Origin of the sequence: Paenibacillus lupini (genome assembly GCF_011761355.1) — a bacterium.
GTDB lineage: Bacteria > Bacillota > Bacilli > Paenibacillales > Paenibacillaceae > Pristimantibacillus > Pristimantibacillus lupini.
This window is the reverse complement of the sequence record NZ_JAASRW010000005.1, coordinates 532461-546986: the sequence shown is the minus strand read 5'-3', so window position 1 is coordinate 546986 and position 14526 is coordinate 532461. Positions and strand designations below refer to the sequence as shown.

Below are 14526 nucleotides of genomic sequence, written 5' to 3'. Positions count from 1 at the left end.
TTTAATCATCTCCACCTGAATCAGTCTGATTCATTTGTTCGAAATAAGTCGTAGTCTTCTTGAGCAATCGGGTTAAATGCTCAGTATCTTCATCGCCTAAATATTCAATAAGACCGTTCATCCGATCTTGAAAACCCTTTAATGCCTTCTTGGCCGTTAATTCTCCTTCTTCAGTCAGGGACACCAGTACCGCTCTTCTGTCTTTCGGATCCTCTTTGCGTAAAATAAGTCCCATCTCTTCCAGCCGGTTTAGCAGCTGTGTAACAGTTGGTGAGGTTACCCGCAGAAAACGGCTTAAATCTGATACTTTAATTCCTTCTTCCCCTTTGCCCATACGCTTGATTACAACTAACAGCCGAATCTCACTATGCTTCTGTTTAAGATCCAGCGGCTGATGATTCCAGTTCATTTTATTGAACAGCATAAACATTTCAATCAGTTTCCGCGCTGCGGTCTCTTCTCCACCGCCGGCCATTTGATCACCTCAACTTTAAATATGTAAGTCACCAATTATTTTAGTACCCACATTAATTGGCTACCTAATTATATTTCAACATTTTACCCTCGTCAATCTAAATGAGATTTATTGCAGGGGATTCTTAGGAGATTCTCATTTATTTCTCATAAAGATGAATGCCCTTACGTTTCACCAGCCTTTCTCTCTAATTGTAAGAATTTGTGTTGTTTTGATTGTGTTATAGTAAATCCAGCCAAGATGGAATCTGAATTCGAATGAATTTACAAACGAAAGGAAACCATACAACCATGAAAACACTAAAATCCCTTAAAAAATTAATGACTTTAAGTATTCTTGCTACAATCGCATTGTCTGCTTTCACCTTAAGCTCCAACTCGAACCATGCAGAGGCTGCAACTGCAAAATCCCTGGCTTTAATTAGTGAAGGAAAAAACTACTTAGGAGTACCTTATAAATACGGTGCCCCGGTCGGCATTACATATGCTTTTGACTGCTCCTCCTTCACGAAATTTATGTTCGCCGGCCTAGATGTTAACCTGCCACGTACAGCAAGCGAGCAAGCAGCTGTTGGCAAAAAGGTACCAAAAACGGAACTAAGCACGGGTGACCTTGTTTTCTTCAGAACAAATGGAATCAGCATCAGCCATGTAGCCATCTATGCCGGTTCTAAAAAAATTCTTCACAGCTCCACTAGCCAAGGCGTAACTGTATCGGATATGTCCAGCTCTTACTGGAATACCAAATATGTAACTGCACGCCGCGTAATAAACTAATCTCATTTCACATACAAAATGGTTGAGCTTCCAGCTCAGCCATTTTTTTATGTGCTTAAAGGATAATTTGTCATTCTTATGGAATTGTTGGTGGAAGAGCAGATACATTTGGAGGGGTCGACTTGGAGATTAGAGTTTTGGATATAGAAGATGCTGAATGTTGCCATGAGCTTCGGCTTCATTCTTTGCTGGACAGCCCCGAGGCCTTCTTAACCACTTATGAGATTCAGAGCGCTCGGCCCATAGAAGAGATCCGTCAGCAGATTAAACCTGATGACGGCCGTTTTACTTTGGGTGCTTTTGAGGACAACCACCTTGTTGGGATGGTTACTTTCGTTAGGGAATCAAGAACTAAGATCATCCATAAAGGAACTATCTATGCCATGTATGTTGCACCAGATTCTCGAGGTCAAGGATTAGGTAAAGCCCTGATTCAGGAACTGGTGAGAAGAGCCTCCCTTCTGGATGGCCTGGAGCAAATCAACCTGACCGTCATATCCGACAATGCTGCAGCCAAACAACTTTATGCTAGCTGCGGTTTTAAGGTATTTGGAATTGAACGTAATGCCATGAAATCCGGAGGACAATATTGGGACGAGGAAAATATGGTGCTGTTCTTAACGTAAAAAAGACCGTTTTCTCAAACGAGAAAACGGTCTTTCTTCTATTATATAGAAGCTTATTTGCTCAGCGTCTCAGTCAAAACAGGAACAATCTGCGATTTACGCGAAACTACGCCTTTAAGAAGAGCTTTGTTGCTTTCCAACGTTACGTTGTAAGCTTGTTCAACCGCAGCTGCTTTGGAACCCAAAGTAAGTGCGATGGAATCGCTGTTCAGAATGTCTGTTACAACAAGTACGAACAGATCAAGACCTTTTTGTGCGATGATTTCGTTGATTGCTGCTTCAAGATCAGCTTGGCGAACAAGTACGTCGTTGGTATCAACCGCGTTTACTTGAGCGATTTCAACTTTAGCGCTGCCCATCGAGAATTCTTTAGCATCAAGGGACAGAAGCTGTGCAATTGTTTTGTCGCGAAGATCAGCGCCAGCTTTCAGCATTTCAAGGCCATATACGTCAGCGTCAACACCAGCGATTTCAGCCAGCTCACGAGCTGCTGCTACGTCTTGATCTGTGCAAGTAGGCGATTTGAACAGAAGGGAGTCCGAGATAATAGCGGAAAGCATCAGACCAGCGATTTCTTTGCGGATCTCTACGCCGTTTTCTTTGTACAATTTGTTAAGAATTGTCGCTGTACAGCCAACTGGCTCAGCACGGAAGTACAAAGGACCAGCAGTCTCGAAGTTTGCGATACGGTGGTGATCGATAACTTCAACAACGCGAACTTTGTCAATATCGGAAACGCTTTGCTGGCGCTCGTTATGGTCAACGAGAATAACGTTGTTTACTTCACCTGCTACTGTCTCAACAAAACGTGGAGCTTCTGTTTTGAATGTATCCAGTGCATATTGTGTTTCGCCGTTAACGTCGCCAAGGCGTACTGCTTCTACGTTAAAACCAAGTTTCGCTTTCAATTCCGCATAGGCAATCGCAGAACAGATTGTATCTGTATCCGGATTTTTATGTCCGAAGATCAATGTTTTTTCCATTGTGTGCATTCTCCTTATTTCCCATTTATAGAAACCCAACACTGATTATATCGCATTATGCGTTTTATTCCTACTATTTTACACGGTGAGAAGATCATATCCTGCCGCTCTTTTGCTCGATTATTCCAGCCTTTGAAGCTTGCCTAATAACAGAATTCGATGGTATAGTACCTCAATATATAGAAATCCGTAATAAGAGAATAGGAGAGCCTACTTATGTCTTATAAAATTGCTTTCTTTGACATCGACGGTACGTTACTTGATGAGGAAAAACAAATTCCACAGGATACAATTGATGCAATCCGCGAACTGCAAGCAAGTGGTGTTCCTGCCGTAATCGCAACAGGCAGAGCGCCTTATTTCTTCGCTCCAATTGCTGAGCAGCTTGGTATTGATTCTTATGTTAGTCTGAACGGCGCCTATGTGGTGTACAAAGGCGAAGCGATCTATCACCGTCCGATTCCTCGCGAAGACGTGGAGATCTTAGTGAAGCATGCCAATACACACAACCATACCCTTGTGTATGAAGGACATAACGCTTTTTACCGGAATACGGAGTCACATCCTCATGTCTTTAATTCCGTTGCATCCCTGCAGGTTGCGCAGCCTGGATTCGATCCGGATTTCTGGCAGAATGAAGATGTCTATCAGATCTTCTTACATTGTACCGCTGAGGAAGAGCATCTATACGAAGAGGCTAATCCAGGTCTGCGGTTCATCCGCTGGCATGAGACGGCTATGGACGTTCTTACAAATGACGGCTCCAAAGCTCAAGGTATCAAGGCGCTGCTGAAGCTTCTTAACATCGCTCCAGAGGAAGCTGTCGCTTTTGGAGACGGCCTGAATGATAAAGAAATGCTCGAGGTAGTTGGTCTCGGTATTGCTATGGGCAATTCCCACAAAGAGCTGATGCCTTTCGCCAACTATGTTACTTCGCATGTGAGTGAGAGCGGCATCCGCAAAGGTCTTGTACATGCCGGTCTAATTAAATAATGTGATTGAACAGCCCGCGGATCCCGCGGGTTTTTTATTTTTTTCTGATACCCATGTATCTTAATCGGCTTCTTTTTCCAAACTAACCATTGACTGTTGACACCACCTCTTAAGCCCTTCTCTCTCCCGTCTCTCAAGCTCTCCTTTACCAGTCCATAACTTGACAACACTAAATATATTATTTATATTTATTTACAAAAAGTAACCGAGCGAAGGAGGGCTTCATCATGTCCATAAGCATTCATCCAGACACAAAACTTGGCGAAGTAAAACTAAAAATCAGCAACCTGGCACAATCTCTTCGCTACTATACGGAAATTATTGGACTTAAGGTATTGAATCAAACCGAACATACCGCCGCTTTGACAGCTGATGGCCAGACAACTCTCGTATTGCTTGAACAAATACCGGATGCTGTTGTAGCCCCGGAACGCAGAAGAACGACCGGATTGTACCATTACGCTTTGTTGCTGCCAAACCGCAAGGAACTTGGCATAGTGCTCAAACGGCTGATTGCCCACCGCACACCAATTGGTCAGGCCGATCATCTGGTTAGTGAAGCGCTGTACCTCTCGGACCCAGATAATAATGGAATTGAGATTTATGCTGACAGACCACGATCTGAGTGGAAACGTGATGCCAATGGCGATTATGTCATGGCAACGGATCCGATCGATTGGGAAGGTCTATTACAGGAGGCCGGCGAAGAAGATATATCGAAAGGTTTGCCGCCTGAGACGATTATGGGCCATGTCCATCTTCATACAGCAGGCCTTCCGGAGTCACGAGCCTTTTACAATGGCTTGCTTGGCTTTGATATAGTCGGCGATTACGCCCAGATGCGGGCTTTATTCGTATCTGCTGGCGGTTATCATCACCATCTTGGGCTTAATATATGGGCAGGTATCGGAGCACCCGCTCCTTCACCGCAATCAACTGGTCTTGATTATTACACCATCGTGTACCCGGACCATGGCGAGCTGTCCTCCACCCTCGAGCGTCTGCTTGCCGCTGGCGTAACCGTCGAACAGCAAGATGATGGCACTGCCTTTGTTACTGACCCTTCAAGTGTTCGTATTAAACTTACCACCAAACTTGTCCAACAAAACGATTAAGCATATGCTTACGTTGCAAGAATCATCACGAATAGTCTTATCCAGACCATTTGTGTGATAATTCTTTAGGCTTATGCTTACGTTGCAAGAATCATCACGAATAGTCTTATCCTGACCATTTGTGTGATAATTCTTTTAAGGCTTATGCTTACGAGGCAAGAATCATCACGAATAGTCTTATCCAGACCATTTGTGTGATAATTCTTTTAAGGAGCTGTTATGATGACAGATATTATTTTCCACGGTCATTCTTGTGTACAGATTTCATCTGGAGACAACTCGCTTGTGATTGACCCCTTTTTAAGAGGCAATGAACTTGCAGTCACTAAACCGAAAGATATTAAAGTAAATTCCATTCTTCTGACACATGCTCACGTCGATCATATTCTTGATGCAGAGCCAATCTCCAAAGCGAATAATGCTCCGGTAGTTGCTAATGTCGAGCTTGCTACTTATATGTCCTGGAAGGGCGTCGAGACCATTGGTATGAACATTGGTGGTACTGTTGATCTAGGCTTTGCTAAAGCGAAGATGATCCAGGCTTTCCACAGCTCCGGCATTACAATTGCAGAAGAGCAGCGCATTATTTATGGCGGTATGCCAGGCGGCTATATCATTACGATTGATGGGAAAACCATTCTCCATACTGGCGATACGGGCTTATTCGGAGATATGAAGATGATCGGCGACCGTTATGACATTGACGTAGCTCTCATCCCAATCGGTGATCACTACACGATGGGACCTGAAGATGCACTTCAAGCAGCAGAATGGTTCGGCGCGAAGCTGACCATCCCTGTTCATTACAACTCGTTCCCGATTATCCGCCAGGACGCAGAAGCTTTCGTGCAAGCACTCGAGGCAAAAGGCTTAAGAGGCCAGCTGCTCGAACCCGGCCAAAAGCTGTCTATCTAATTACTGCATCAAAGCTGTCTTCCGACTATGGCTTCGGAGGTATGCAAGGCGGCGGCCGCCAGCAAGGGGCAGCAGCCCAAGGTGCCAATGATGCAGATGCTCAGCAGCAAGGCATTGCTCAAGGCGGAGCCGATATGGGCGAGCCACCTGGAGGGTTCCAGGGTGACGACATGGACCAGCCGACGGATGGATTTCAAGGCGGCGACATGGGTCAACCACCGGATGGGTTCCAAGGTGGCGGTGGCGGCGGTATGAGAGGCGGCGGCTTCGGAGGCATGGGCGGTATGGGCACAACGACGAACCAGCAAGATAACTCCGGCGAGGCTATCAAAGCCGGTATAGCCATCCTTGTCATGCTTCTCGCCTGTCTATTCATCAAATACTTCAACCGCAGAAGACTATAAAAAAAGGAGCAGGGAGATTTCCCTGCTCCTTTCCACTGTCCCCCAAAAAATAGATAAGGAATAGAGGCAATGTATCTCCTGGAGGAGCGAAGCGTTTGCCTTTATTAGAGTGAAATCTCGTTGAGAACGAGTTGATTCAAATTTCACTCTAATAACCCCACCGAATGTGTGACAGAAATTCAATACTGTCACACATTCGGTTGGACTGCAAGGAGATACATTCCGTTATTCCCCAATCTATACAAATAACTCTTTTCCTCTAATCCGCTATCTACTCCGGATTATCGCCACAATCAACCAAACAAACAAAACTGTCGCAATCCCAAATCCAATCTCAATCGCCGGTATATTCCACAGCACCGTACTCTGATGTCCCATCGATGAGCCGATAATGAGGCCCACCATAATAATACTGAACGACAACAGCACGATACTTAAGCTTAGCCGATTGCTGATTTGGTCCATTTTTTTCAGGACAGCATTTAACTCCGGAATCGCGAGATCCAGCCCCAGCCTGCCTTTCCGCATGGAATTGAGCACACTACGCAAGCTGAGCGGAAGATCAGATAACAGCTCCAAATAATCAGGAAGATCATCCATCCACTTCCGGGCAAGCCGGCGCGGATCCAGCTTCTCCATCACCAGCTTACGGCCAAATGGCTCCGCAACATCAAACACACTGAATTCCGGATCCAGCGCCGTTACTACCCCTTCCATCGTCAAAAAGGTTTTACCAAGCAAAGTCAGTTCAGACGGAATACGTATGCCATGACGGAAAGCGAGCGCAAACAGCTCGTTAACGGATTCGCCTAGCTTTACCTGACTGAGAGGCACTTCATAATATTTGTCCCTCATCTCGTCAACATCAGCCCGAAGCGCCTTCCTATTCGTATCTTCCGGGATAAACCCCATGCCATTAATCGCCCGAATAATGGTACTTGTACTTTGATTGCGCAGACCAATAACAAATGTGGCAAAATGCTGCTTCATATCCGGAGATAATCGTCCGACCATCCCAAAATCAAGAAAAGCCAAGGTCCCATCGGGTAAAGCGAGCATATTGCCTGGATGCGGATCCCCGTGGAAAAAACCGTCCACGAGTACTTGATGAAAAATCGCTTTGGAATATCGCTCAGCTAGCTTTTTGCAATTATGTCCCTCTTCATCGAGACGTTCACGATCCGACAGCTTAATTCCTTCCACATAGTCCATGGTCAGAACAAGCTTACTGGAATATTCCCAATAGATCGCCGGGATGATTACACCATCAAGCTTGCTGCTTTGCTGGGCGAACCGTTCCGCATTTCGGGCTTCCAGCCCATAATCCAGTTCAGCCCTCAGTGCTCTTGAAATCTCATCCATCATATCGCGAAGCCGATAGTTACGCGCCCATTCCAGGCGATTTTCAGCTACCCGTGCAAGCTCGGACAATATATCCAGATCGGTCTCAATGACCTTTTGAATGTACGGACGCTGCACTTTTACCGCGACGTGGGTGCCATCCATCAGCTTCGCCCGATAGACCTGCCCGATTGAAGCAGATGCCAGCGGCACTTCACTGAACTCGGCAAATAAACGCTCAATTGGCGAACCAAGCTCATCTTCAATAATATGTACCGCTTCCAGGTAAGAGAAAGGCTGAACATGATCCTGCAGTCGTTCCAGCTCTGCAATGATTCCCGCAGGAATTAGGTCAGGCCGTATGCTTGCCATTTGACCAAGCTTGACGAATGTTGGACCAAGCTCCTCTAGAAACATGCGAAGCCGCTCGCCGACTCCGCGTTTACGAATGTCCTGTCTTTCACCGCCATGCAGCAGCAAACCGGTATCCGGCAGCCCCAGATCTTTGACAAGATACCCGAAGCCGTTGCGGACAAAAGCGATGGCAATTTCCCTATACCGCTGCAAATGCCGGAATTTCGATTTTATGCTCATACATGCGCCTCAGTTCAATCAACAGGTGTTTCTTTATGTTCCAGCGCCACCACTCGCTGCTCAAGCTGCTCGTATTGCTCCCGTGTCACATATCTTTCTCCAACAATCGCTTGGACCCGATCTCGGATCATTTCTTCAATCTTATTACGTGTTTCTTCGCCTTTCTTCAGAAGCTCATCAACATAAACGGAGGACTCGGCTTTAGTGATCTCACCTTTTTTCACCCATTCATCTGCCAGCTTCTCTAGCTGCTCCTTACTTGTCACTGCAAATCCAAGTCCAAACGATACAGCCCTTCCGAACAAATCTTTCACTGTAATCACTCCTAACCAGCCATTATGGAATATATCCAGTTTATGCAACTTGGCCCGATTACAGTCATCCACCTGAGCAAGTGAACCATTATCGGTAAAATCAGGAGGAATTAACGAATAATCCTTTTTCGCTTTTCGCATAATAACGCCAAGAAGCTTATTTGTTGGATAAATCTTTTTAGGAGGCATAACAGATGTCGAACCGCAACTCATTGTTAGTCCCGGGAGCTCGCGCTGCACTCGAACAATTAAAGTACGAGATCGCACAAGAGCTTGGCATTACTCTCCCCGCTGACGGCTATTACGGCCATATGACCACTCGTGAGATGGGGTCTATTGGTGGATCTATTACGAAACGTCTCGTCCAGCTTGCAGAGCAGCAAATCGCTGGTCGTTACTAGTAAGCTGTGTTTTAAGCTTTTACATACCAATACAACAAGGGCTGAACCCGGCAGATGTTACTGCTTAATGGGATTAGCCCTGTTTTTTGTGAATTCCTTCGAGCATGAACTTCCATTTGGAGCTGAAAATCGGTAAAATGAATTAGCCCCATCGTAAATACCCATACATATGAATTGAATGAAGAAAGGAATTTACCATATGATTATCAAACCAAAATCACGCGGCTTTATTTGTACAACCTCTCATCCAGCAGGCTGCGCAAAGCAAGTTGAGAGCCAAGTAGAATATGTGCAGTCGCAGCCAAAAATTGAAGGTCCCCGTAACGTGCTTGTTATTGGCGCATCTACAGGCTACGGCCTGGCATCACGCATCGTAGCTTCGTTTGGCGCAGGTGCCAGCACGGTTGGCGTTTTCACTAGTAAAGGAGCTGAAGGCTCCCGTACAGCTAAGCCAGGCTGGTACAACTCCGCAGCTTTTGAGAAAGCTGCTGCAGAGGCCGGCTTGAAATCGTTCAGCCTCTCTGGTGATGCTTTCTCCGACGAAACGAAAGCAAGAACTATCGATCTGATCCGCACTGAGCTTGGCTCGGTTGATCTGGTCGTATACAGCGTTGCTGCCCCACGCCGCATTCATCCGAAGACTGGCGAAGTGTTCAATTCGGTTATTAAACCAATCGGCCAAACGTACACGAACAAAACCGTTAACTTCCATAATGGCATTGTTACAGATGCTACAATCGAACCGGCTACTGAAGAAGAAATCAGCCAGACGATTACTGTTATGGGCGGCGAAGACTGGCAAATGTGGATCGACGAGCTGCAAGCGGCAGGCGTTCTTGCTGAAGGCACAACAACTCTTGCATACTCCTATGTTGGTCCAGAAATTACGCATGCTGTATACCGCGACGGAACAATCGGCAAAGCGAAAAACGATCTTGAAGTTACAGCGCGCCGACTGACTGAGCAGCTATCGTCCACTGGAGGACGTGCTTATGTAGCGGTTGCCAAAGCCCTGGTTACACAATCAAGCTCGGCGATTCCTGTCGTTCCACTGTACATCTCGGCCCTCTTCAAAGTGATGAAGGAAAAAGGCATCCACGAAGGCTGCATCGAGCAAATGTACCGTATGTTCGCAACACGCCTCTATACTGATGGCCCAACACCAGTTGACGAAAAAGGCCTTATCCGTATGGATGACTGGGAAATGCGTGCAGATGTACAAGCAGAAGTAGACAAGCTGTGGAGCGAGATTACAACGGAGAACGTGTATGAGCTGTCTGATCTTGAAGGCTACCGCCGCGAGTTCTTCCAGCTGTTCGGCTTTGAAACCGACGGCGTTGATTATGAAGCAGACACAAGCCCAGAAGTAGATATTCCAAATCTTCGCTAATTAATAGATGCAAAAAGACGGAGCAGGCTCGCCTGCTCCGTCCTTTTTATGTTCCAAACAAAAGGCCCAGCTCTGCTCGATTTGGCTTGCTCAGCCTACTCTAAGCACCTTAACGATGTCGCGCATCGTTAAGACACACTAATCAGAGCTCTTTCGCAGGCTTAACGATGTCGCACATCGTTAAGCCAACTCTCCTTTACTGCCCCTTAATTCCAAGCTGAGCAATCAGCTCATATGACTTGAGCCGCTCCTGATGATCATAGATTGCACAGTTGATGATCACTTCATCCGCCTGTGTCTGCTCAATGAACGCATTTAGCTTCTCTTCAACAGTCTGCGGGCTGCCCTTAATGGATGACCGAAGCTGATTACGAACAGCCGTAAGCTCATGAGGGTTCGCTTGCCCTTCCAGCTCAGCTGGTGGCTGAATTTTTCTAGGCACTCCGCCTCGAATAAGGTTGAGGAACTGCTGCTCCAGTGTTGTACCAAGCCATACGGCATGTTCATCCGTATCGGCTGCGATCGCATTCACTCCCACCATTGCATACGGTTTATCCAGATAAGCTGATGGCTTGAAGCTGCTGCGATAAATGTCCAGCGCAGGCAGCGTAAAGTCCGGCGAGAAATGGCTCGCAAAGCCAAACGGAAGGCCAAGCTCTCCAGCAAGTCTTGCGCTGAAGTCACTCGATCCAAGCAGCCAGATCGGCACATCCAGCCCTTCACCAGGCACAGCACGAACCGCTCTCTCGGACTCCGGCCCTCTAAAATACCCGCGAAGCTCCTCAAGCATCGCCGGGAAGTTCTCGCCGCCACCACCATACAAATCACGGCGTAACGCCACCATCGTCTGTCGGTCGCTGCCTGGAGCACGTCCAAGACCAAGATCAATTCGCCCAGGATAAAGTGATTCCAGCGTTCCGAACTGCTCCGCGATAACAAGCGGGGCATGATTTGGCAGCATAATACCGCCTGAGCCAACTCGAATGGTTGATGTACCGCCGGCAATATGACCAATAACTAGCGAAGTAGCCGAGCTAGCAATACCAGGCATACTGTGATGTTCAGCAACCCAGTAACGAGTATAACCCCATTTTTCTGCGTGCTGAGCAAGATCAAGGCTGTTGCGCAAAGCGTCAGACGCGGTAGAACCTTCAACAATTGGTGCAAGATCTAATATGGATAGCTTGACGTTGCCAAGCTTTTTAATCGAAAACATCTTTAACACTCCTTTTCCTCATGACATCATGTCTATTATAACGAAGTTCTTTTCACTCTGCTATACATTAGTAAGTGACTTGTGGAAACCAATAAGCAATTCCTCCTTAGTCTGCACAAAAATCCCCTGAATTTCCGCCAATGACTGTTTGTTTACGCTTTACGAAACCCCATTATTCGAGCTATAATAAGGACATAACGATTTTTGAAATAGAGTTTCACAGAATGAAACAAGCAAAATCGTCAACATTATTCCAAGGAGGAATTCCCGCACATGGCAAACCAAGATCAATACTCTGTACGGTCCAGCCTGGAAGTCGGCGGCAAGTCGTATGCTTACTATCGTTTGCAAGGACTTGAGGACCAAGGACTCGGCGAAATTTCTAAACTTCCATTTTCCATTAAAGTATTGCTCGAAGGCGCAGTTCGTCAATTCGACGGCCGTGCTATTACGAAAGAGCATGTGAAACAACTGGCTGACTGGGCGGTTAACCGCGATGACAAAGAAATTCCATTCATTCCTTCCCGTATCGTACTGCAAGACTTGACTGGTGTACCAGTTGTTGTTGACCTTGCAGCAATGCGTGAAACAGTTAAAAGAGCTGGCGGCGACCCTAAAAAAATCAACCCGCTTGTACCTGTCGATCTCGTAATCGACCACTCGGTAATGGTTGACGCGTTTGGTTCCCCAGACGCACTGGAAATCAACCAACGTATCGAGTTCGAACGGAATGCAGAGCGCTACCGCTTCTTCCGTTGGGCACAAACGGCATTCGATAATTTCCGTGCTGTACCACCAGATACAGGTATCGTTCACCAAGTTAACTTGGAGTACCTGGCATCCGTTGCTGCTACAAAAACAGTTGACGGCGAAACTTTCGTATTCCCAGATTCCCTTGTAGGTACTGACTCCCATACGACTATGATCAACGGTCTTGGTATCGTTGGCTGGGGCGTTGGCGGTATCGAAGCAGAAGCTGGTATGCTTGGTCAACCACTCTACTTCGTAACTCCTGAAGTTATCGGCTTCAAACTGACTGGCAGCTTGGCAGAAGGCGCTACAGCGACTGACCTTGCCCTGACAATCACGCAATTGCTTCGTAAAAAAGGCGTTGTAGGCAAATTCGTCGAGTTCTTCGGTTCCGGCCTGTCCAACATCAGCCTGCCTGACCGTGCTACAGTTGCCAACATGGCTCCTGAGTATGGCGCAACAGTTGGTTTCTTCCCTGTTGATACAACTACACTTGAATTCTTGCGCGCTACTGGCCGTACAGAAGAGCAAATCGAGCTGGTTGAGGCTTACTACAAAGCTCAAGGCATGTTCCGTACAGATGCTACGCCAGACCCTACCTTCACTGAAGTAGTTGAACTTGATCTGGCTACTGTTGTACCTTCCCTTGCTGGTCCTAAACGTCCGCAAGACCGTATCGAGCTGACTTCGATGAAAGAAGCTTGGAACGAAATCGTTCGCAAGCCAGTCGACAAAGGCGGTTACGGCCTGACAGAAGAGAAAACAGAAGAAGTTGTTACTATTAACCACGCTAACGGCAAAGTCAGCGAAATGAAAGCAGGCGCAGTTGTACTGGCCGCAATCACAAGCTGTACAAATACTTCTAACCCTAGCGTTATGGTTGGCGCTGGCCTTGTTGCGCAGAAAGCTGTCGCTCGTGGTCTCGTGAAACCAGAATACGTGAAGAGCTCGCTGACTCCAGGTTCCCTGGTTGTTACTGACTATCTCGTAAAAGCTGGCCTGCTCGAGTCCCTTGAAGCTCTTGGCTTCCACGTTGCAGGTTATGGCTGCGCAACTTGTATCGGTAACTCCGGTCCATTGCCAGACGACGTTAGCCAAGCTATCGCTGACAACGACATGACAGTTGCTGCTGTATTGTCCGGTAACCGTAACTTTGAAGGCCGTATCCACGCGCAAATCAAAGCTAACTACCTGGCATCGCCGCCACTAGTTGTTGCTTACGCACTTGCTGGTACAGTTAACATCGACTTTGCAAGCGAGCCAATCGGCTTTGATCCGCAAGGCGAGCCAGTCTTCCTGAAAGACATCTGGCCAACAAACCAAGAAATCGCTGATGCGATGAGCGCTTCGTTGTCCCCAGAAATGTTCCGTGCGAAATACGAGAATGTATACACGCAAAACGAACGTTGGAACGCTATTCCAGTACCAGAAGGCGAACTGTACGAGTGGGATCCAAAATCCACTTACATCGCTAACCCGCCGTTCTTCGACAGCCTTGCTGACGGCATCCGTGACGTTGAAGACATCAAAGCAGCAAAAACGTTGCTTGCTCTTGGCGACTCGGTTACAACTGACCATATCTCGCCTGCAGGCAGCATCCGTCCAGATGCTCCAGGCGGTAAATATCTGATCGCTAACGGCGTTGAGAAGAAAGACTTCAACTCCTATGGTTCCCGTCGTGGTCATCACGAAGTGATGGTTCGTGGTACATTCGCGAACATCCGTATTCGTAACCACATGGCTCCAGGTACTGAAGGCGGCTTCTCGACTTACCAGCCTACTGGCGAAGTAACTTCCGTATACGAAGCATCGATGCAATACCAAGCAGACAAAACAAACCTGGTTGTACTCGGCGGTAAAGAGTACGGTACAGGCAGCTCCCGTGACTGGGCAGCAAAAGGTACGTTCCTTCTGGGTGTTAAAGCCGTTATTACAGAAAGCTTCGAACGTATCCACCGTTCCAACCTGGTTGGTATGGGTGTTCTTCCACTTCAATTCCAAGCTGGCCAAGGCTGGCAGGCGCTTGGTCTGACAGGCTTTGAAACATTCGATATCGTTGGTCTGACGAACGATGTTCAACCTGGTGACCTGGTTTCCGTTATCGCAACTCGCGAAGACGGTTCGCAACTGGAATTCAAAGTTATCGTACGTCTTGACTCCCTTGTGGACGTTGACTACTACCGTAACGGCGGTATCCTGCAAACTGTACTGCGTCAAATGATTCAGAACTAAT

Annotated in this window: 14 protein-coding genes; 9 read left to right on the top strand and 5 right to left on the bottom strand. The window is 47.1% G+C overall.

Annotated features, from left to right (window positions below; translation table 11 throughout):
* Position 1: 1 nt before the first annotated feature.
* Positions 2-475: a MarR family winged helix-turn-helix transcriptional regulator gene (locus FHS17_RS18920; RefSeq protein ID WP_167279974.1), complete on the bottom strand. Its 474-nt coding sequence runs from the start codon at positions 473-475 to the stop codon at positions 2-4.
* A 290-nt stretch (positions 476-765) separates the two neighbouring features.
* Here FHS17_RS18920 and FHS17_RS18915 point away from each other — a divergent pair, with 290 nt between their 5' ends.
* Entirely contained in the window at positions 766-1251 is a 486-nt protein-coding gene (locus FHS17_RS18915; RefSeq protein ID WP_167279973.1) for a C40 family peptidase, read from the top strand.
* Positions 1252-1373: 122 nt separating this feature from the next.
* On the top strand, positions 1374-1877 hold the full coding sequence (locus FHS17_RS18910) for a GNAT family N-acetyltransferase (RefSeq protein WP_167279972.1): 504 nt from the start codon (positions 1374-1376) through the stop codon (positions 1875-1877).
* A gap of 53 nt (positions 1878-1930) precedes the next feature.
* On the opposite strand, the gene FHS17_RS18905 is transcribed toward FHS17_RS18910, so the two are convergent.
* Positions 1931-2860, bottom strand: coding sequence for a manganese-dependent inorganic pyrophosphatase (locus tag FHS17_RS18905; RefSeq protein ID WP_167279971.1), 930 nt, complete (start codon positions 2858-2860; stop codon positions 1931-1933).
* Between the two features lie 216 nt (positions 2861-3076).
* Here FHS17_RS18905 and FHS17_RS18900 point away from each other — a divergent pair, with 216 nt between their 5' ends.
* From FHS17_RS18900 to FHS17_RS18885, 4 genes are all read left to right on the top strand, one after another.
* A complete protein-coding gene (locus tag FHS17_RS18900) occupies positions 3077-3853 on the top strand; it encodes a Cof-type HAD-IIB family hydrolase (protein WP_167279970.1) in 777 nt (258 codons plus the stop codon).
* A gap of 227 nt (positions 3854-4080) precedes the next feature.
* A complete protein-coding gene (locus FHS17_RS18895; RefSeq protein WP_167279969.1) occupies positions 4081-4968 on the top strand; it encodes a VOC family protein in 888 nt (295 codons plus the stop codon).
* 222 nt (positions 4969-5190) lie between these two features.
* On the top strand, positions 5191-5883 hold the full coding sequence (locus tag FHS17_RS18890) for a metal-dependent hydrolase (RefSeq protein ID WP_167280082.1): 693 nt from the start codon (positions 5191-5193) through the stop codon (positions 5881-5883).
* 41 nt (positions 5884-5924) lie between these two features.
* Positions 5925-6287 carry a hypothetical protein gene (locus FHS17_RS18885; protein WP_167279968.1) on the top strand — a complete coding sequence of 121 codons (363 nt, stop codon included), beginning with the start codon at positions 5925-5927 and terminating at the stop codon, positions 6285-6287.
* Between the two features lie 267 nt (positions 6288-6554).
* Here the strand turns inward: FHS17_RS18885 and FHS17_RS18880 are convergent, their stop codons facing one another.
* Together FHS17_RS18880 and FHS17_RS18875 are read right to left on the bottom strand one after the other, a co-directional pair.
* Positions 6555-8222 carry an ABC1 kinase family protein gene (locus FHS17_RS18880; RefSeq protein WP_167279967.1) on the bottom strand — a complete coding sequence of 556 codons (1668 nt, stop codon included), beginning with the start codon at positions 8220-8222 and terminating at the stop codon, positions 6555-6557.
* 14 nt (positions 8223-8236) lie between these two features.
* Positions 8237-8677, bottom strand: a complete 441-nt coding sequence (locus tag FHS17_RS18875; protein ID WP_243865426.1) for a phasin family protein — start codon at positions 8675-8677, stop codon at positions 8237-8239.
* Positions 8678-8730: 53 nt separating this feature from the next.
* Between FHS17_RS18875 and FHS17_RS18870 the strand changes: the two genes are divergently transcribed.
* Both FHS17_RS18870 and fabV read left to right on the top strand, forming a co-directional pair.
* Complete coding sequence (locus FHS17_RS18870; protein WP_167279966.1) at positions 8731-8937, top strand: alpha/beta-type small acid-soluble spore protein; 207 nt, start codon at positions 8731-8733, stop codon at positions 8935-8937.
* Positions 8938-9136: 199 nt separating this feature from the next.
* A complete protein-coding gene (fabV, locus tag FHS17_RS18865; RefSeq protein WP_167279965.1) occupies positions 9137-10327 on the top strand; it encodes an enoyl-ACP reductase FabV in 1191 nt (396 codons plus the stop codon).
* A 196-nt stretch (positions 10328-10523) separates the two neighbouring features.
* Here the strand turns inward: fabV and FHS17_RS18860 are convergent, their stop codons facing one another.
* A complete protein-coding gene (locus FHS17_RS18860; RefSeq protein WP_167279964.1) occupies positions 10524-11543 on the bottom strand; it encodes an LLM class flavin-dependent oxidoreductase in 1020 nt (339 codons plus the stop codon).
* A gap of 273 nt (positions 11544-11816) precedes the next feature.
* Between FHS17_RS18860 and acnA the strand changes: the two genes are divergently transcribed.
* The gene (acnA, locus tag FHS17_RS18855; RefSeq protein ID WP_167279963.1) at positions 11817-14525 is read left to right on the top strand and encodes an aconitate hydratase AcnA; all 2709 of its coding nucleotides are present in this window, start codon (positions 11817-11819) and stop codon (positions 14523-14525) included.
* The last annotated feature ends 1 nt before the right edge of the window (position 14526 follow it).